The 18,635-nt window shown below is 75.2% G+C and carries 16 protein-coding genes; 8 read left to right on the top strand and 8 right to left on the bottom strand.

Features of this window, described 5'->3' with window-relative positions; all coding sequences use genetic code 11:
* Nucleotides 1-124: 124 nt before the first annotated feature.
* Nucleotides 125-850, bottom strand: coding sequence for a class I SAM-dependent methyltransferase (locus tag PUR71_RS11630; RefSeq protein ID WP_329926768.1), 726 nt, complete (start codon nucleotides 848-850; stop codon nucleotides 125-127).
* 66 nt (nucleotides 851-916) lie between these two features.
* A complete protein-coding gene (locus tag PUR71_RS11625) occupies nucleotides 917-1,468 on the bottom strand; it encodes a PadR family transcriptional regulator (protein WP_329926766.1) in 552 nt (183 codons plus the stop codon).
* Nucleotides 1,469-1,715: 247 nt separating this feature from the next.
* Between PUR71_RS11625 and PUR71_RS11620 the strand changes: the two genes are divergently transcribed.
* Nucleotides 1,716-2,483 carry an alpha/beta fold hydrolase gene (locus PUR71_RS11620; RefSeq protein WP_329926764.1) on the top strand — a complete coding sequence of 256 codons (768 nt, stop codon included), beginning with the start codon at nucleotides 1,716-1,718 and terminating at the stop codon, nucleotides 2,481-2,483.
* Nucleotides 2,484-2,697: 214 nt separating this feature from the next.
* On the opposite strand, the gene pxpB is transcribed toward PUR71_RS11620, so the two are convergent.
* The 3 genes from pxpB to PUR71_RS11605 form a co-directional block, all read right to left on the bottom strand.
* Complete coding sequence (gene pxpB / locus PUR71_RS11615) at nucleotides 2,698-3,327, bottom strand: 5-oxoprolinase subunit PxpB (RefSeq protein WP_329926762.1); 630 nt, start codon at nucleotides 3,325-3,327, stop codon at nucleotides 2,698-2,700.
* On the bottom strand, nucleotides 3,324-4,100 hold the full coding sequence (locus PUR71_RS11610; RefSeq protein ID WP_329926760.1) for a LamB/YcsF family protein: 777 nt from the start codon (nucleotides 4,098-4,100) through the stop codon (nucleotides 3,324-3,326). Before PUR71_RS11610 ends, pxpB begins: the two co-directional genes overlap by 4 nt.
* A 144-nt stretch (nucleotides 4,101-4,244) precedes the next feature.
* Entirely contained in the window at nucleotides 4,245-4,769 is a 525-nt protein-coding gene (locus tag PUR71_RS11605) for a hypothetical protein (RefSeq protein ID WP_329926758.1), read from the bottom strand.
* 267 nt (nucleotides 4,770-5,036) lie between these two features.
* Between PUR71_RS11605 and PUR71_RS11600 the strand changes: the two genes are divergently transcribed.
* From PUR71_RS11600 to PUR71_RS11585, 4 genes are all read left to right on the top strand, one after another.
* Entirely contained in the window at nucleotides 5,037-6,572 is a 1,536-nt protein-coding gene (locus PUR71_RS11600; protein ID WP_329926843.1) for a hypothetical protein, read from the top strand.
* 127 nt (nucleotides 6,573-6,699) lie between these two features.
* Entirely contained in the window at nucleotides 6,700-7,575 is an 876-nt protein-coding gene (locus PUR71_RS11595) for a hypothetical protein (protein ID WP_329926756.1), read from the top strand.
* 100 nt (nucleotides 7,576-7,675) lie between these two features.
* Nucleotides 7,676-12,259 (top strand): hypothetical protein, encoded by a 4,584-nt coding sequence (locus tag PUR71_RS11590; RefSeq protein WP_329926754.1) that lies wholly within the window; start codon nucleotides 7,676-7,678, stop codon nucleotides 12,257-12,259.
* A gap of 19 nt (nucleotides 12,260-12,278) precedes the next feature.
* A complete protein-coding gene (locus PUR71_RS11585) occupies nucleotides 12,279-13,052 on the top strand; it encodes a metallophosphoesterase (RefSeq protein WP_329926752.1) in 774 nt (257 codons plus the stop codon).
* Here PUR71_RS11585 and PUR71_RS11580 read toward each other — a convergent pair.
* On the bottom strand, nucleotides 13,028-13,408 hold the full coding sequence (locus tag PUR71_RS11580; RefSeq protein WP_329926750.1) for a hypothetical protein: 381 nt from the start codon (nucleotides 13,406-13,408) through the stop codon (nucleotides 13,028-13,030). The two genes, PUR71_RS11585 and PUR71_RS11580, sit on opposite strands and share 25 nt — an antisense overlap.
* Before the next feature lie 179 nt (nucleotides 13,409-13,587).
* Nucleotides 13,588-14,283, bottom strand: a complete 696-nt coding sequence (locus tag PUR71_RS11575; protein ID WP_329926748.1) for a FadR/GntR family transcriptional regulator — start codon at nucleotides 14,281-14,283, stop codon at nucleotides 13,588-13,590.
* A 219-nt stretch (nucleotides 14,284-14,502) separates the two neighbouring features.
* Between PUR71_RS11575 and PUR71_RS11570 the strand changes: the two genes are divergently transcribed.
* Nucleotides 14,503-15,057, top strand: a complete 555-nt coding sequence (locus PUR71_RS11570; RefSeq protein WP_329926746.1) for a gluconokinase — start codon at nucleotides 14,503-14,505, stop codon at nucleotides 15,055-15,057.
* 73 nt (nucleotides 15,058-15,130) lie between these two features.
* Nucleotides 15,131-16,528: a GntT/GntP/DsdX family permease gene (locus tag PUR71_RS11565; protein WP_443077424.1), complete on the top strand. Its 1,398-nt coding sequence runs from the start codon at nucleotides 15,131-15,133 to the stop codon at nucleotides 16,526-16,528.
* A gap of 78 nt (nucleotides 16,529-16,606) precedes the next feature.
* Here the strand turns inward: PUR71_RS11565 and PUR71_RS11560 are convergent, their stop codons facing one another.
* A complete protein-coding gene (locus tag PUR71_RS11560; RefSeq protein ID WP_329926744.1) occupies nucleotides 16,607-17,254 on the bottom strand; it encodes a TetR/AcrR family transcriptional regulator in 648 nt (215 codons plus the stop codon).
* 82 nt (nucleotides 17,255-17,336) lie between these two features.
* Between PUR71_RS11560 and PUR71_RS11555 the strand changes: the two genes are divergently transcribed.
* Nucleotides 17,337-18,557 (top strand): metal-dependent hydrolase family protein, encoded by a 1,221-nt coding sequence (locus PUR71_RS11555; RefSeq protein WP_329926741.1) that lies wholly within the window; start codon nucleotides 17,337-17,339, stop codon nucleotides 18,555-18,557.
* The last annotated feature ends 78 nt before the right edge of the window (nucleotides 18,558-18,635 follow it).

Here is an 18,635-nt window from a genome sequence, read left to right as displayed (position 1 = left end):
GCGTCCGGGGCGAGGACGCCGCCCGCGAAGGCGATGACGGTCGGCGCCTGGGCGAGGCCGTAGGCGCAGGCGTGCGGGAGGGGCGGATCGGTGATCGGCCTTCGCGTACCGGGCCCCTCCGGGGTCAGCCGGCGGGCCGGACCCGGACCCAGGTGCGGTCTTCCGACAGGTAGCTCTCCACCGCCAGGCCGGCCTCCGCCAGCGCCCCTTCGAACTCCTCGGTGCTGAGCGGCCGGGAGCGGAAGGTGTGGGTCCAGCGGCCGTCCGGGAACTCGTACTCGGCGAGGACGGTGTTCGAACCGTCGCCGTTCGGCGTCGACGAGACGATCCGGGCCACTCCGTCCGTGCCCGCCACCTTCCCCTCGCGGGGCACGTGGCGGTGCCAGTCCTCGCCCTCGCGCTGCAGCAGCACGCAGCCGTCGTCGGTGACGTGGCGGCGGCAGGCGTCCAAGAGTCCCTGGCGGACGGCCACGTCGCCCGCGTGCACGAGGAAGGAGGCGAGCAGGACGACGTCGAAGCGCTCGCCGAGGCGCAGGTGCTCGATGGGGCTGCGGACGGTCCGCACGTCCGCGCGCACCCGGGCCAGCATCTCGGCGGACTCGTCGACGGCCGTCACGGTGAACCCGCGGTCGGTCAACGGGTGGGTCATCCGGCCGACACCGCAGCCCAGTTCGAGGATGCGGGCGCCGGCCGGCACGGCGCCCTCGATCAGGTCGGGGATGTCGCCCACCGGCAGACGGGACCAGAGCTCGACGGCGCAGCCGTCCGGGGTGATCGCGCCCGGACCGGTGCCGTCGTAGCCCTCGCGGCGCACGGCGGGGTCCTGCGGGGTGGGGAGTTCGTCGCTCATGGCGGCCATCGGAACACGGGTGCGGCGGGAGGGGAAGGAGTTCCCGCGGGTCCGTGCGGGTTTCGGTCAATTCGCCGCCGGGTGCTGCGGGTCCTGGCCCGTCAGGTCGGCCAGTGTGGAGTTCAGCCAGGCGAGTTCGGCCTGCGTGGTGGCGCGGGCGATCAGCAGCAGGCCGCGGCGGAAGGGGTCCGCGAACTCCTCGGCGCCCAGCGGGCGTTCGCCCTCGTAGAAGAAGCTCGCCGGTTCGGCGAGGAAGGTGAGGCGGCGGCGGAGCACGGCGGCCTGGTCGGCGGGGCGGTCGAGGTGGCGGAGGAAGGCGAGCAGGGTGAACCAGCGGTTCTCGTCGCTGATGTCGAGCCGCTCGGGCTCGCGCAGCCGGTGGAGCAGGGCGGTGCGGCCGGCGGCGGTGAGGTGGAGGGTGTGGCGGGGGGCGGCGGCGGTGCCGGGCTCGGTCTCGCGGACGAGCAGGCCGTCGGACTCCAGGCGCTTGATCGCCGGGTAGAGGGTGCCGTCGCTGATGGGGCGGACGTGGCCGGTGAGGGCGGCGAGGTGGCGGCGCAGCTCGTAGCCGTGGAGGGGGCGGTCGTACAGGAACCCGAGGATGGCGAGCTTCAGCATGGGGCCACTCTGCCAGAAGGATCCCTCGGGATGTGGGTATATCGATGGCGTGATATCTCGACTGCGAGGTATGGTCCCTGTCGATCGGCCGCCCGCCCGCCGCAGGCCGGGTCCGATCGACACCGAGCGCCGTCCGTCGCCCGCTGCTCGTCCGCCTGCCGCCTGCCGCCTGCCGCCCGTCGCTCGGCGCTCGGCGTCCGTCGTCCGTCGTCCGTCGTCCGCCGTTCACCGGAGAAGGAGTCCCGCAATGCGCCACGCCCCCGTCACACCCGACGGTCACCGGATCCGGTGGGTCGAGCTGCCCGGCACCGGGCCGGCCCGCGTCTATCTGCACGGTCTCGGAGCGAGCTCGCCCGTCTACTTCGCCGCAGCCGCCGCGCACCCGCTGCTCGCGGGGCGCCGCAGCCTGCTGCTGGACCTCCTCGGCTTCGGCATCAGCGACCGGCCCGCGGACTTCCGGTACGCGCTGGAGGACCACGCCGACGCCGTCGCGGCCGCGCTGCGGGCCGCCGGTGTGGCGGGGGCGGAGGTCGTCGGCCACAGCATGGGCGGTGCGGTCGCGATCGTGCTGGCCCGCCGGCACCCCGAGCTCGTCGCCAAGCTCGTCCTCGTCGACGCCAACCTCGACCCGATCGCCCCGGTGGCGCAGCGTCCCGGCAGCAGCGGGATCGCGAGCTACACCGAGGAGGAGTTCCTGGCCGGGGGACGGGACGAAGTCGCCGAGCGGGTCGGCCCGTTCTGGTGGGCGACGATGCGGCTGGCGGGCCCGGAGGCGCTCCACCGCAGTGCCGTCCACCTCGCCCGCGCCACGGTGCCGACCATGCGGGAGATGCTGCTGGACCTCTCCGTGCCGCGCACCTTCCTGTATCCGCAGCCCGACGGCGAACCGCGTGGGGCGGTCGAGCTGCGGGCGGAGGGGGTCCGGGTCGTGGCGGTGCCGGAGAGCGGGCACAACGTGATGCTCGACAATCCGGACGGCTTCGCGGCGGCCGCGGCGCAGGCGCTCGCGGGGTAGGCGCCGGCAGGGTGGGCCGGGGTTCGACGGCGGCCAAGGCTGGAGGCGTGCTCGAAGAGCCCGCGTCCGTGGAGGTGCCGGACGCTCTGGCCGCGTCGCTCGACGAGTTCCGGGTTCGATGCTGCTCGAACGGATCGACGCGGAGCGCTCGTTGCTCACCGTCGAGGACGACCGGGGGGTCCTGCTGCGGGGGCCGTGAAGGGCCGCCCGGACATCACCGCCCGCGTACGGCCGTGAACTTCACCCGGACGCCCGGCGCCAGCAGGGCCGCCGGTTCGCGCTCCGCGTCCCACAGTGCGAGCGCCGTCCGGCCCAGGAGCTGCCAGCCGCCCGGCGAGGGGCTCGGGTAGACGCCGGTGTACGGGCCCGCGAGGGCGACCGAACCGGCCGGGACGGCGCTGCGGGGCGTGGCCCGGCGTGGCACCTCGTACTTCTCGGGCAGGCCGGTCAGGTAGCCGAAGCCGGGGGAGAAGCCGCAGAAGGCGACGACGTACTCGGGCCCGGTGTGGATGCGGACGGCGGCCTCCTCGGAGACGCCCCACAGCGCGGCGACCTCGCCCAGGTCGGCGCCGTCGTAGACGGTGGGCACGTCGAGGAGCGGCCCGTGCGCCGTGTCCGCGGCCGCCGGACGCGCGGTGGAGAGCAGCGCGGTGAGCGCGGCGACGTCGGCGACGCCGTCCAGCAGGACGGTCCGGGCCGCGGGCACGATCTCCTCGACGGCGCCGAGCGCGCCCTCGGCCCGCCGCTCGCGCAGCCAGCCGTACAGCGCGGCCACCTCGCCCGGCCCGGCCAGCTCGACGAGCAGCGCGTTCCCGCCGACCGGCCGGACGGCGGCGGCCGTCACGCGAAGGCCTCCACCCTGACCCCGGCCGAGGCGAGCGCGCCGCGCACCCGCCAGGCGAGCTGGGCGGCGCCGGGGGTGTCGCCGTGGACGCACAGGGAACGGGCCTCGACGCCGATGCGCTCGCCGCCGACGGCCTCCACCGTGCCGTCCCGGGCGATCCCGACGGCCCGGGTGATCACCGACTCGGGATCGTGCACGACCGCGTCGGGGTCGCGGCGCGGCACGAGCGTGCCGGCCCGCGTGTACGCGCGGTCCGCGAACGCCTCGGTGACGACGGGCAGTCCGACCCCCTCGGCGACGGCGAGCAGCCGCGAGCCGGGCAGCCCGAGGACGGGCAGCGGCCCGTCGCAGACCGCCCCGGCGCGCAGGACGCCGGCGACGACGGCCTCGGCCTGCTCGGAGTCGGAGACCACCCGGTGGTAGAGGGCGCCGTGCGGCTTGACGTACGAGACGCGGGAGCCGGCGGCGCGGGCGAACACCTGGAGCGCGCCGATCTGGTAGGCGATCTCGTCGGCCAGTTCCTCCGGCGGGACGTCCATCGCGCGGCGGCCGAAGCCGGCGAGGTCGCGGTAGGAGACCTGGGCGCCGATCCGGACGCCGCGCTCGGCGGCCAGTGCGCAGACCCGGCGCATCGTCGCCGGATCCCCGGCGTGGAAGCCGCAGGCGACGTTGGCGCTGGTCACCACGGACAGCAGGGCCTCGTCGTCGGTCAGCGTCCAGCGCCCGAACCCCTCGCCGAGGTCCGCATTGAGATCGATCACCGCATCGGCCACGCCCGTCCGCCTCCCAGCAGCTGTTGAGCGAGATGGTAGGGCCTGCGCGTGTAGGCCGCGGACCGTGACCCGGGCGGCGAGCGCCGGCACCCAGCGCTCGCCCCGTCGATTCGCGCCTGGGGCGCACAACCACCGGCCGGGTGTTCAGTTCGCGGCGGTCGGCGCGCTGAAGGAACGTTCCAGCGGACGCAGCGCCCGCAACACGATCAGCAGCGGAACGACCCCGAGGATTCCGAACGACATGTCGATGAATCGCCAGGCGACGGGGATCCCGCGGAGCGGGCCGCAGACGAGGGCGAGTGGGATCACGGCGCCGCAGGCGAGCGCGGCCCAGCGGATGACCCACACGTTGCGGACGGGGTCCTTGAGCGGGCCCCAGAAGGCGGCGGCGATCACCAGGTGGGCGAAGGCGAGCCAGTCGGTGCCGTAGGCGAGGAAGGGGAAGCGGTCGTTGGTCTCGGCGACGCCGTCGCGGACGCGTTCGAGCCAGGCCGTGGCGGCGGGGAAGTGGTCGCAGAGGGGGGCGGCGGGGCCGGCGGCGAAGTCGGCCAGCCAGCGGGTCTCGGTCTCCAGGGGGAAGGCGGTCAGGCCGCTCAGGACGAGGCCGACGAGGAAGAGCCAGAGCCAGCGCCGTACGCGGCGCAGGGTGGCGGCGGTGTCGTGGTCCATGGGGCAAACCTCCAGGCCGAGGGACAGGCGGAACCTTTCCCGCCGGCGCGGAACCGACTCTAGACCTCGAGTTTGAACGTGTTCAATTCGATCGGGGGCGGCTCCGACGTCCACCCCGCCGCGGAGCCCGCATCCACCTCCGACGCGACCCCCGACACGCACGCGCACCCCTTGCGCGTCCGTCGCACGCCCGTGCGGCAGCCCGCCCGCAAGGTCCGTTTCGGTCGATGTCGGTGCGAACCTCTAATCTTGTCCACCGTGACCGCCATCGCAGACCCGCCCACCGCGCCCGGCCTCCGGCCCGCCGCCGGCACCGGCGTACCCGCGGCGCGCCCCGCGCCCGGCCCCGCCGCCGACGAGGGCCTCGCCCGTCGGCTCAAGGCGCTGGCCTGCACCGCACCGCTGCACGACCTGGACAACCGCAAGGTCAACCTGGCCGGTGAGTACGGCGGCTACGCGATGGCCGAGGTCGGCCTGGCGGCGATCGACCTGGTCACCCTCCACATGGACTTCGACACCGGAGCCGACCGCGACATAGTGCTCGCCCGGCTGCTGCCCCGGGTCGCCGCGCAGGCCGCCGGCCGTCCCGGCGCCGAGCACGAGCGGGTCGCCCGCTGGGTGCTGGAGTCGCTGATCAACGTCGGCAGCGTCGACCGCGGCTTCCGCGCCGTCTACGGCACCTTCGGCGCGGACGGCGAGTACGTCCGCCGCGACTACGACTTCAAGCTGATCGAGGAGGTCCCGGGCCCCGACGGCGGCGTCTACCTGCGCACCACCGACGAGGCGGTCAACGTCCTGGTCGGCGCGCTGGACACGGACGTCACCTCGGCCCAGATCGCCGCCGAGGTCAAGCTGGAGGTGCTGATCCGCCGCGGCCGCCTGGCCGACGCCCAGCTCGCCGCCGAGCAGGCCCGCTACCGCACCGTCCAGTACGCCGAGACGCTGCGCCGCGCCCTGGAGGCGACCCGGCGCAACGTCCGCGCCGTCGACTGGATGCGCACGATCCCCGACCTCATCGACGAGGCGCTGGACCACATCGCCGACCGCTACCGCCACGAGAACGCGATTCTCACCAACATCCGCAAGGCCCGCGACGAGGCCGAGGAGCCCGAGCACAAGCGCCGCGCCGCCGAGCTCGTCGACATCGTCAAGGACTGCATCCGCCGCCACACCCAGCTGCAGACCCGCCTGCTGGAGGCCGGCCCGCTGTTCCGCGCCGAGCAGGACCGGCAGGCCTTCGCCACCCCCGGCGTCCGCAGCGGCATCGACCTGTACGGGCAGCTGCTCGCGCCCGTGCTGCGGCTGCCGATAGAGCAGGCCGTCCGCCCCACCGGCGCGTTCTTCGCCCGGGGCACCGGCCTGCGCGTCCCGAGCTCCGTGCGCGTCGCCGACCTGGTCGACCTGCTGCTCACCCCGCCGGTCGAGCGCGAGCACCTCGGCGCCGAGCTGCCCGACCCGGACCTCGTCGCCACGCCGGACGACAGCCGCTTCTCCGAGGCACAGCTGGAGGCCGCGCTGGAGCTGCTGGACCTGCCGGCCGACGCGCCCCGCCGGCTCTCGGGCCTGCTCGCCGAGGCGCGCGAGCAGGATCCCGAACTGCCGTACCTGGTGGCCCTGCTCGCGGTGCACGCGGCCAGCCCGCCGGTCGGTACGGCCTACCGGCAGGGCGAGGAGCGGCTGTTGTTCGCGGTGGACGACGGCACCCCGCTGAAGGACCGGGAGTTCGGCGGCGCCGACCTGATCGTCGGAAGCGCCATCCTGGACGCGGTGGGCATGGCCGCCGACCGCAAGGAAGCCGGCTGACCGGCCGCCCGGCGCACCGCCGGACCCCGCACCGGCCCAGCCGCCCGACGACCAGCCCGACCACCGGCCCGACCACCCACCCGACCACTCGAACCGCCAGCAGCGACAGCCCCGAGGAGCACCGCCCGTGACGACCCACCACGACACGTCCTGGGCGCCCGAGACCGAGCCCCCGGCCCCCGCGCCGATCACCCCGGCCGACGTGGCCGACGCCGCCCGCCTGGTCTCCTTCGGCCTCCAGGCCAAGCTGCTCCCCGCCCGCGACGCCGAGTACGCCGAGCTGGTGCGCCGCCACCGCGAGGACCCGCCGTTCGCGCGTCTCGCCGACGCGATCGCCACCGGCATGGGCCTGGTGGTGCTGGAGGTCTCGCCGCGCGCGGGCATGGCCGTGGCCGCCGCCGAGGACTCGGTCTTCGCCGTCCGCATGGGCGACTACTCGCGCCGCGCCGCGTCCGAGTCGACGGACCGCTTCCTGCACGGCCTCGCGCACCTGGCCGTCGCCGCGATGGCCTTCCCCCGTCCCGAGGACCTCGCCGACGACGGCTACCTCGGCCGGATCACCGTCAACGGCGTCGACTCCTTCGTCCGCCAGGCCTGCCGCCGCCTGGAGGAGCAGGCCGACGCCGAGGGCGCGAACACCGACCCGCAGAGCGACGCCCCCGGCCTGGAGGCCGCCTGGCGCGTCTGGGCCCGGCGCACCGCCACCGGCGCCACCAAGGACGCCCGCCGGCTCTCCGGCTCCACCATCGGCATCGTCGCCAAGGCCGTGGTGTTCCTGGTCGACTCCGGCTTCCTGCAGAAGGTCTCGGACGACGCCGGCGGCACCTACCGCACCACCGCCCGCTACCAGCTGCAGGTCCGCGACCTGGCCGGAACCGCCGCGATGGCCGAACTGCTCGACCTCGGCATCGTCCCGGTCTCGGACGGCACCGCGAGCCTGCTGCCGCCGGACACCGCCGACGAACTGGTGGCGGACGCCGGCCTCCCGTTCCACTCCCTCTGAGCGCGGGCCCGACGGCCCCCAGCCCGAACCCCGCCCCGTTCACCAACCCTCCGAGCCCCGCCCACCCTCAAGCCACGTAAGCCACGGAGAACCGCCGCACATGTACGAGCTCAACCGGGTCCGCCTCTACTCGATCGGACCGGCCGGCGCCCGCTACGCCGACACGGTGCTCGACCTGCGCGGCGTCGGCGAGCCCGTCGCCGACCCGGCCCCGCAGCAGATCGGCCTGTTCGGCGAGGACGGCGAGGGCCCGGTGCGTCGCCCGGCCCCGGCCGGTGTGCTGTTCCTGGAGAACGGCGGCGGCAAGTCCGTCCTGCTGAAGCTCATCTTCTCGGTGATGCTCCCGGGCCACCGCAACACCCTGGGCGGCGCCAGCTCCGGCGTGCTGCGCAAGTTCCTGCTCGCCGACGACTGCGGCCACGTGGCCCTGGAGTGGCAGCACACCGTGACCGGCGAGCTGATCGTCGTCGGCAAGGTCAGCGAGTGGCGCGGCCGCCAGGTCTCCTCCGATCCGCGCAAGTTCGCCGAGACCTGGTACTCCTTCCGCCCCGGCCCCGGCCTGACGCTGGACTCGCTGCCCGTCGCCGAGCGCGTCAGCCTGGCCGGCGACCAGAAGGCCCGCGGCCGGCGCCGCACCATGAAGGGCTTCCGCGACGCCCTCACCGAGGCCGGCAAGGCCCACCCGCACCTCGACCTGGTCTTCGAGGACGGCCACGACCGCTGGACCGAGCACCTCGGCGAGCTCGGCCTCGACCCCGAACTCTTCCGCTACCAGCGCGAGATGAACGCCGACGAGGGCGAGGCGGCCGGCCTCTTCGCGGTCAAGCACGACAGCGACTTCACCGACCTCCTGCTGCGCGCCGTCACCGACACCCGCGACACCGACGGCCTGGCCGACCTCGTCCACGGCTTCGCCGCCAAGCTCGGCCTGCGCTCGGAGCTCACCGCCGAGCGCGACTTCACCGCCGGGTCGCTCGACCTGCTGGAACGCATCGCCGAGTCCACCATCGCGCGCGAGAGCGTCCGCGAGGCCCACCGCACCGCCGAACGCCGCACCCGCCGCCTCGCCCACGCGCTCGCGTCCCGCGCGAGTGCCGAGCGCGACCGCGCCCAGGACCTCGCCATCGAGGTCGCCGCCGCCGCGAGCGCGGTCACCGCCGCCGAGGCCGACCGCACCCGGCACAACCTGATCGCCGAGGAGCTCACCTACCGGCACGCCACGCTGAGCCTGGCCGCGGCCACCGCCGAGGCCGCCGCGCTGCGCCGCGAGCTGATCGACGCCCGCACCCTGCACGCGGCGTGGCAGGCCGCCGAGGCGGTGCTGCGCCAGCGCGCAGCCGCCGACCGGGTGGCCCGGGTCGCCGCCGCCATCCGCGAGGCCGAGCTGGACGCCGCCCCGGCGCTCGCCGCCCGGGCGCGCGCCGCCACCGCGCTCGCCCGCGCCCTGGAGACCGCCGCCGCCGCGGCCGAGTCCCGCGCGGACACCGAGGAGCAGCGCGCGGGCGAGCTCCAGGAGGACGGCGCCAAGGCGCAGTCCGACGCCACCGAGGCCGCCACCGCGGCCCAGAAGGCCCGCAGCGAGGTCGAGCACCTGCGCCAGCGCCTCGTCGAGGTCGAGCAGGAGACGGCCGCCGCGGTCGAGGCCGGCTTCATCGACGCGGACGGTGACGTCGACCCGGCCCGGGCCGCGCTGCACGCCGCCGACGTCGAGAAGGCGGCGAGCGCCGCGCTCGACCAGGCGCGGACGGTCGCCGAGGCCGCGGCCGCCCGCCTGCGCGAGGCGGCCGCCGCGACCGGCCGGGCCGAGCTCGCCGCCGAGCGAGCGGGCGACGCCCGCAAGGACGCGGCCCGTGCGCTGGCCGCCGAGCAGCGCACCGCCGCCCTGCTCGCCACCGAGTCGCGCCTGGCCGACCTGCTCTCCCTGACGCCGGCCGCCACCGATTGGAGCGAAGACGGGTGGGGCGGCGAGGAGGAAGCCGGCTACCTCACCCCCGCCGTTCTCGACCGCAACGCCGAGTACCTGCGCGAGCTCCTCGACGAGGCGATCGCCACCGCCGAGCGCACCCTGTTCGACCTGCGCACGGCCGCCGCCGACGACTCCCGCATCCTCGCCGCCCTCGGCGACGGCGGCCTGCTGCCGCCCGGCCCGGACGTCCTGGCCACCGTCGAGTACCTCGCCGAGCACGGCATCCCGGCGCTGCCCGGCTGGCGCTACCTCGCCCAGTCCGTCGACCCGGCCGACCACGAGGCGATCCTGGCCGCCCGCCCCGAGCTCGTCGACGGCGTGGTCGTCACCGACCCCACCTCGCTGGACCGGGCCCGCGAGGCCCTGCAGTCCGCCGCGCTGCTGCCCCGGTCGACGGTCGCGGTGGGCGCCGCCGCCTCGCTGATCGCCCCGATCACCGACGAGCCCGCGTTCTTCCTCGTGCCGCCGAACCCGGCCATGCACGACGAGTCCGCCGCCGACGGGGAGCGCCGCGAGCTGCGCGCCCGCGCGGGCGCCCGCGAGGAGCACATCCGCGAACTCGCCGCCCGCCTCGGCGCCGACCGCGCCCTCGCCGCCCGCCTCGCCTCCTGGCACGCCAGCTGCCCGCCCGGCACGCTCGCCGAGCTCGCCGCCGCCGCCGAGGCCGCCCGCGAGCACGCCGAGCAGGCCGCCGCCGCGCTCGCCACGCTGCGCGCCGACCACGACGAGGCCGAGACCGACCACGCGGCCGCCGCCTCGGCCCACGAGGAGCACCGCGAGGCCGCCCAGCGTGCCCGCCGCCGTGCCGACGCCCTCTCGGGCCTGGCCTTCCGCCTGCGCGAGCGCGCCACCTGGGCCCGCCGCCAGCGCGAACTCGCCGACGACGCCGCCGAGTGCGACCGCCGCCAGACCCAGTGCGCCGAGCGCGCCCGCACCTGCGACGAGGACCGCCGCGCCGCCCAGCGCGCCGCCGACGACGCCCGCCGCACCGCCCGCGCCCTGCGCGCCGAGCGCGCCGAGATCCCCGCCGCCGAGCAGGCCGACGAGCCCGCCGACACCGCCCCCGCCGCCCTGCCCGCGCTGCGCGAGGCCTACCGCGCCGCCTCCCAGCTGTACGAGAAGGTCGGCGTCGGCGCCGACCTGCGCGCCGAGCAGGCCCGTGCCGAGGGCGACGAGGCCGCCGCCGCGGCCGAGCTCGACCGCCTCACCAACAAGGTCCGCACCCGCGCCGAGGAACTGCTCGCCAGCCCCGACGGCGCGGACGGCCCCGCCCGCCAGGCCGCCGCCGCGCGCGCCGAGGAGCTGGTCGCCACCATCGAGGCCCGCTCCGCCACCGCGAGCGAGCAGCTCGGCCGCCTGCGCGGCGACGCCGAGCGCTCCGCCCCCGTCGACGGCGAGGCGCACACCGAGCTGCCCGAGGACCTCGTCCCCACCGACCCCGAGCACGCCCAGACCCTCCTGCGCACCGCCACCAACCGGCTGGCCGAGCGCCGCGAGGCCCTGGACGCCGCCCGCACCGCGCACGCCGACCTCCAGCGCACCTTCGACGCCGCCCAGTCGGCCGCCGGTGCGTTCGACGAGCTCGCCGGCCAGCTCCGCGACGGCCTGCGCGACCACCAGGAGGACGCGGACCAGCCGGCCGAGCCGTACCTCGGCGCCCTCCCCGAGGCGCGCACCGCCGTCGCCGAGGCCCGCCGCGCCCTGCGCACCGCCGTCGCCGAGCTGTCCTCCGCCGAACTCGCCGTCCGTGACGCCTCCGACGCGCTCGTCCGGCACGCCAACGCCTCCCGCTACGAGGCCGTGCGCACCCCCGCCCGCCAGCAGATCCGCGAACTTCCCGCGTCCGCCCTGCCCGAGCACGCCGCCGCGTGGGCCGCCGCGTTCGCCCCCCGGCTGCGCGTGCTCACCGACGAACTCGCCCAGCTGGAGCGCAACCGCGGCTCGATCGTCGACCGCCTGCGCGGCCTGGTCGAGTCCTCGCTCACCACGCTGCGCGCCGCCCAGCGGCTGTCCCGGCTGCCCGAGGGCCTGGGGGAGTGGTCGGGCCAGGAGTTCCTGCGGATCCGCTTCGAGGACCCGGACCACGCGACCCTCGTCGAGCGCCTCGGCGAGGTCATCGACGAGGCCACCCGCGCCGCCGTCCGGAAGAACAGCGACCTGCGCCGCGACGGCATGTCGCTGCTGCTGCGCGGGGTCGCCGCCGCGATCGGCCCGAAGGGCGTCAGCGTCGAGATCCTCAAGCCGGACGCGGTGCTGCGCGCCGAGCGGGTCGGCGTCGGCCAGATGTCCGACGTCTTCTCCGGCGGCCAGCTGCTCACCGCCGCCATCGCGCTCTACTGCACGATGGCCGCGCTGCGCGCCAACGACCGCGGCCAGTCCCAGCTGCGGCACGCGGGCACGCTGTTCCTCGACAACCCGATCGGCCGCGCCAACGCCACCTACCTGCTGGAGCTCCAGCGGGCCGTGGCCGACGCGCTCGGCGTCCAGCTCATCTACACCACCGGCCTGTTCGACACCACGGCGCTCGCCGAGTTCCCCCTGGTGATCCGGCTGCGCAACGACGCCGACCTGCGGGCCGGCCTCAAGTACATCTCGGTGGAGGAGCACCTGCGCCCGGGCCTGCCGGCCCCGCAGGACCCGGACGGCCCGGCCATCCACGGCGAGATCACCGCCACCCGGATGTTCAAGCGACCCGCGGAGGTTCCCGACCGGTCCTGAACTGGCTAGCGTGATCGGCATGCTGACGATCGCGCACCTCAGTGACATCCACCTCGGCCAGGACCACCGCCGGGACCGCGGCGAGCGGGCCCGGCGGCGGGCCGAGCGGGTGATGGCCTACCTCGACGCCCTGCCCGGCCCGCTGGACGCCGTGCTGGTGACGGGCGACCTCGCCGACCACGGCCTGGCCGCCGAGTACGAGCAGGTCGCCGAGGTGCTCAAGTCCCGGCACCGGGTGCTCATCTGTCCGGGCAACCACGACAGCCGGGCGCCCTACCGCGAGGTGCTGCTCGGCGGGGCGGCGGCCGGCCCGGGGGAAGGCCCGGTCAACCGGCTGCACCACCTCCCGGGCGCGGACGTGCTGATGCTCGACTCGTCCGTCCCGGGCCGGCCCGACGGCCTGCTGGACGAGCGGACGCTCACCTGGCTGGACGCCGAACTCGCCGCCGGACGCGCCGAGTTGCCCGCCCTGGTGGCCTTCCACCACCCGCCCGTCGAGCTGGCCATACCCTTCGTCGACGGCATCCGCCAGTTCGGCGAGGCCGGCCTCGCCCGCGTCCTGCGGCGCCACCCCCGCGTCGTCGGCCTGCTCTGCGGGCACTCCCACACGCCCGCCGCGACGACCTTCGCGGGACTCCCGCTGCTCGTCGCCCCCGGCGTGGTCTCCACCGTCACCCTTCCCTGCGAGGGCGGTGAGGGCGTCTCCTTCAGCCACCCGCCGATGCTCGCCTTCCACGTCCTGGACGATGAGCGCCGGCTCACCACCCACTACCGGGTGGTGCCCGAGAACTGACCCCGCGACGGGCCCTGGGCCGGCCCCCGCGACTGGCCCGGCCGCGGGAAGGGCCGGGCTGCGAGGGGTTCCTGGAACGCGGCCCGGCTCCCGGCCATCGGCGTCGCCGAGTTGGGCGCGCGCATCCGCTGCGCGGCGACCTGGCGCGAGATCAGGATCTCCAGCAGGCACCACATCGTGCCGAACACCCCGAGCCCCATCGCCATCAGCGCGGGCGTCATCAGCCAGCTGCCCGCGTACGAGGCCAGCGTCGCGACGACCACGCCCACCAGGGTGAAGGAGAACGAGAGCACCGCGCGGACGGCGGCGGCGCGCACCTCGTCGGGCAGGCGGCGACGGCGGCGTGGCACGGACATCGGGCGACCCCCAGGCACGAAATCGGCGGCGGGCACGGAGCGGGCGCACACGAGATGCGCCCCCGTACGAACTCTGCCCCGCGCAAGCGGGACCATGCGTCCGAATCCACCGAACTGCCGTCAAATCGTGTGAACCGGCGCGATTCGCCTGCGGCCGGTCCGGAGCCCGCTCAAGGCGCTCAGCCCAGCTGCTGGTTGAGCTCCTCCAGCGCGCCCGTCACGATCGTCCGCATCGCCTGCTCGGCGTGGGCGCCGTCCCCCGCGCAGATCGCCTCCGCCACCTCGCGGTGCAGCCGGATCGCGTACGGCTCCGGCTGATGGGGCATCAGATGGTACTCGGTCCGCCCGGTGAGCACCGCACCCACGGTGTCCCCGAGGTGGGCGAACATCTCGTTGCCGGAGGCTTTCAGGACGGTGGCGTGGAAGGCGATGTCGTGCCGGAGGAACGTGGAGAGGTCGGCGGCTCGCGCCGACATCGTCAACTCGACGGCCAGGGAACTGAGTTCACGGCGATGGTCATCGCTCGCGTGGACGGCGGCGAGCGCGGCGGCGGCCGGTTCGACGGCCACCCGCAGCGAGCCCAGGGACCGCAGCTGCGCGGGACGGTCGGCGCCCGCCAGCCGCCAGCGGATCACCAGCGGGTCGAAGACGTCCCAGTCGGACTTCGGCTGCACGGTGATCCCGACCCGCCGCCGCGAGGCCACCATGCGCATTCCCTCCAGGATCCGCACCGCCTCCCGCACGACCGTCCGGGACACCCCGAACCGCTCCTCCAGCTCCTCGCTGCGCAGCACCGCGCCCACGGGGATGTCACCCCCGGCGATCGCCGGCCCGAGCTCGTCAAGCAGCCGCCCTGGCAGCCCCTGGATCTCCATCCGCCCAGCCTAGACGCCGACCTCCCATCCCGGTCGGCGCGCCCCCGCCGCGCACCCCCACCCGCCCGCGACCCCACGCCTCGGAGCCGGCCCCCGCTGCGGCGCACCCGCCTGCGACCCACTCCACCGTCCAAAAGTATGACGATTTGGTTTCCGTCACTTGAATACGTCATATCTTTGGAGCGATAGTGGCGGCCAGGCAACGAAGGAGCACCACCCATGGCTCTCAGCGTCGAGAACCACGCCCTCCCGCGGACCCCTCCCACGGTCGTGGTGATGGGCGTCTCCGGAGTCGGCAAGACCACCCTGGCCCGCCTGCTGGCCGACCGCCTCGGCCTCCCCTTCGCCGAGGCGGACGACTTCCACCCGGCGGCCAACATCGCCAAGATGTCGGCCGGTATCCCGCTGGACGACGAGGACCGCGCCCCCTGGCTGCGGGCCCTCGGCGGCTGGCTGGGGGAGCGGGCCGAATCCGGCACCGGCGGTGTGGTCACCTGTTCGGCGCTGAAGCACCGCTACCGCGACACCCTGCGCGCGGCCTGCCCGGGCGCCTTCTTCCTGCACCTGAGCGGCGGTCACGAGCTGGTCGAGGACCGGCTCGCCCACCGCACCGGCCACTTCATGCCGCCGTCGCTGCTCGACTCCCAGTACGCCGCCCTCGAACCCCTGGGCGCGGACGAGCGCGGCGCCGTCCTGGACGTCGGCCCGTCCCCCGAAGAACTCGTCGAGACGGCCGTGGCGCTGCTGCGGCCGGTCAATGGAGACCTCACGTGAGCGAGCGAAGCGAGCGAACCGTCAGAAGGCGCATACGGGCGAATGCCCCTGCCGGGCGAAGCGAGGCGGGCGCATGAGCATGTCCCCCGCTCTCCTTGCGGCGGCCGCCCCACCAGCGCTTCCGCACACCGACAGCGACTCCCAGCTGCTGGTCGCGGTGCTGCTGAGCATCGGTGCGATCGTCCTGCTGATCACCAAGCTCAAGCTGCACCCGTTCCTCGCCCTCACGCTGGGTTCCGGCCTGCTGGCGGCGGTCGCCGGCGTGCCGTTCGACAAACTGCTGAACAGCTTCTCGACCGGCTTCGGCTCGACCGTGGCGAGCGTCGGCCTGCTGATCGGCCTCGGCGCGATGCTCGGCAAGCTGCTCGCCGACTCGGGCGGCGCCAACATCATCGCGGACACGGTGCTGGCCCGGTCGGGCAAGAAGGCGCTGCCCTGGGCGATGGCGCTGATCGCGGCGGTGCTCGGGCTGCCGCTGTTCTTCGAGGTCGGCGTCGTGCTGCTGATCCCGATCGTGCTGCTGGTGGCGCGCCGCGGCAACGTGCCGCTGATGCGGATCGGCATACCGGCGCTCGCCGGCCTGTCGGTGCTGCACGGCCTGGTGCCCCCGCACCCGGGCCCGCTGGTGGCGGTCGACGCGCTGAAGGCGGACCTCGGCATCACCCTGGCGCTCGGCCTGGTGGTCGCGATCCCGACCCTGATCATCGCCGGTCCGCTGTTCGCCCGGGTGGCGGAGCGCTGGGTGGGCCCGCTGGAGATCCCGGCCGCGACCGCCCCGGAGGAGACCGCGAAGCCCGAGCGCACGCCGTCGTTCGGCGCGGTCCTGGCGACCATTCTGCTGCCGGTCGCGCTGATGCTCGGCAAGGCGCTCGCGGACGTCGTGATCGACGACCCGAAGGCGCTCGGCCGGCGGGTGTTCGACTTCGTCGGCTCGCCGCTGGTCGCGCTGCTCGCCGCGACCCTGCTCGGGATGCTGACCCTCGGCCGGGCCGCGGGCTTCGACCGGGCCAGGATCTCCGACACCGTCGGGCGGTCGCTGGGCCCGGTCGCCGGCATCGTGTTCATCGTCGGCGCGGGCGGCGGCTTCAAGCAGACCCTGATCGACGTCGGCGTCGGCAACGCGGTCAGCGAGTGGTCCGGCAAGTGGCACGTCTCGGCGCTGCTGCTGGGCTGGCTGATCGCGGTGCTGATCCGCCTGGCCACCGGATCGGCCACGGTCGCCACGATCACGGCGGCGGGCATCGTCTCCCCGCTCGCGGCGCACATGTCCTCGACCCACGCGGCGCTGCTGGTCCTCGCGATCGGCGCCGGCTCGCTGTTCCTGTCCCACGTGAACGACGCCGGCTTCTGGCTGGTGAAGGAGTACTTCGGGATGAGCGTCGGCCAGACGCTGAAGTCCTGGTCGGTGATGGAGACGGTGATCTCGGTCGTCGCGATCGCCCTGATCATGCCGCTGAGTCTGATCGTCTAGCGGCACCCGCAATCCCCGCAGGGGCGGCACCCGTACCGGAACGGGTGCCGCCCCTGCGCGTTCCCGGGGCGCGGGCTGCTAGCCCAGCACCCCCGACAGCACCGCCGCCGTCGCGTCGAGCAGGTCCTCCGCGACGGCGCCGCCCGCCGCCGTCCGCGCCAGCAGCCCCTCCCGCGCGGCGAGCATCACCGCCGCGGCCTGCCCGGCCGTGGCGCCCGACGGCACGAGCTCGGGCAGCGCCCGCTCCAGCACGCCGGCCAGCGCCTGCGAGACCTCCCGGTCGTGCGCGGCGACCCGCTCGGCCAGCCCCTCGGTGCGGGCGGCGACCAGCCGGAACTCCAGGAACAGCAGGATCCACCCGGTCTCCGCAGGCTCGACCCGCAGCAGTGCCTCGACGAGCCGCCGGGCCCGTTCCCGCGGCGCGAGCGCCCCGCAGGCCGCGGCCAGCTCCTCCAACTGGGCGATCCGGCCGGCCGCCTGCTCGTCGAAGAGCGCGAGCAGGAGGTCCTCCTTGCTGCCGAAGTTCGAGTAGAAGGCGCCGCGGGTGTAGCCGGCGGCGGCGCAGACGTCCTCGATGCTCGTCCGCGCGAAGCCGACGGTCAGGAACAGCTCGCCCGCGGCGGCCAGGAGCCGCGCACGGGTGTGGACGCGCCGGCGCGGCGGCCGCGGAACGGCGGTCGGGTCGGCAATCGGCTCGGCAATCGGCTCGGAGGGAGGTGGGTTCACAAGAGAACGATACATGGTGTATTCAGTACGAGTCGTATTCAATACGAGCCGTACTGAACTGGCCGACCCGGAGGTCCCGCCCATGAGCCGACTGCTGATCACCAACGCCCGCCTGCTCCACCCCGAGGACGGCGTCCGCACCGACCTCGGCTGGATCGAGGCCGCCGACGGCCGGATCGCCGCCACCGGACTCGGCCGCCCGCCCGCCGTCGGCGACGATGTCCGGGTCCTCGACGCCGCCGGGGACACCGTCCTGCCCGGCCTGATCGACGCCCACGTGCACCTGCTCGTCACCACGCTCGACCTGCACGACGTCCCGAACTGGACCCCCGGCTACGCGACCGTCCGCGCCCTCGCCGAGGCCGGGCGCATGCTGCGCCGCGGCTTCACCACCGTCCGCGACGTCGGCGGCGCCGACCACGGCATGACCCGCGCCCTCGAGGAGGGCCTCGCCCTCGGCCCCCGGCTGCTCCACGGCGGGAAGGCGCTGTCCCAGACCGGCGGCCACGGCGACCTGCGCCCGCTCGGCGACGACGCGCTGCCCTGCTGCGAGTCCCGCCCCAACTTCGGCCGGATCGCCGACGGCGTCGACGCCGTCCGGGCCGCCGCCCGCGACGAGTTCCGCAAGGGCGCCCGCCACCTGAAGGTCCTGCTGTCGGGCGGTGTCGCCTCCCCGCACGACGAGATCGGCGCCGTCCAGTACAGCGAGGAGGAGATCCGGGCGGCCGTCGAGGAGGCGGAGAACCACAACCGGTACGTCACCGTGCACGCCTACCACCCGCGCGCGATCGACCGGGCGCTGCGGGCGGGCGTGCGCTGCGTCGAGCACGGCAACCTGCTGGACGACACGACGGTCGAGCTGCTCCTGGAGAAGGACGCGTTCCTGGTGCCGACCCTGGTCGCCTACGAGCAGACCGCGAAGCTGGGCGCCCGCTCCGGCCTGCCGCCGGCCTCGGTCGGCAAGCTCGCCGAGGTCCGCGACCGCGGCCTGGAGGCGCTGGAGCGTGCCCACCGCGCGGGCGTCAACCTCGTGTACGGCAGCGACCTGCTCGGCCCGCTCCACCCGGCGCAGCTGGAGGAGTTCACCATCCGCGCCCAGGTGCAGCCGGTCGCGGACGTCCTGCGCTCGGCGACGACGACGGCGGCCCGGCTGCTCGGCATGGCGGGCGAGATCGGCACGCTGGCGCCGGGCGCCCACGCGGACCTCCTGGTCGTCGACGGCGACCCGCTGGCCGACATCACCGTCCTCACCCGCCCCGACCGCCACCTGCGCCACGTGATCAAGGCGGGCCGCCCGGTCTGAGCGAACGCCCGAGGGGCGGGCACGCCGGGTGATCCGGGTGCCCGCCCCTCGGGCGGAATCGTTACTGCGGCGAACTGC

The organism is Streptomyces sp. SP17BM10 (assembly GCF_036322405.1).
Lineage (GTDB): Bacteria > Actinomycetota > Actinomycetes > Streptomycetales > Streptomycetaceae > Kitasatospora.
Note: the sequence above shows the minus strand (reverse complement) of the source record. Positions and strands in the feature narration are given on the sequence as shown.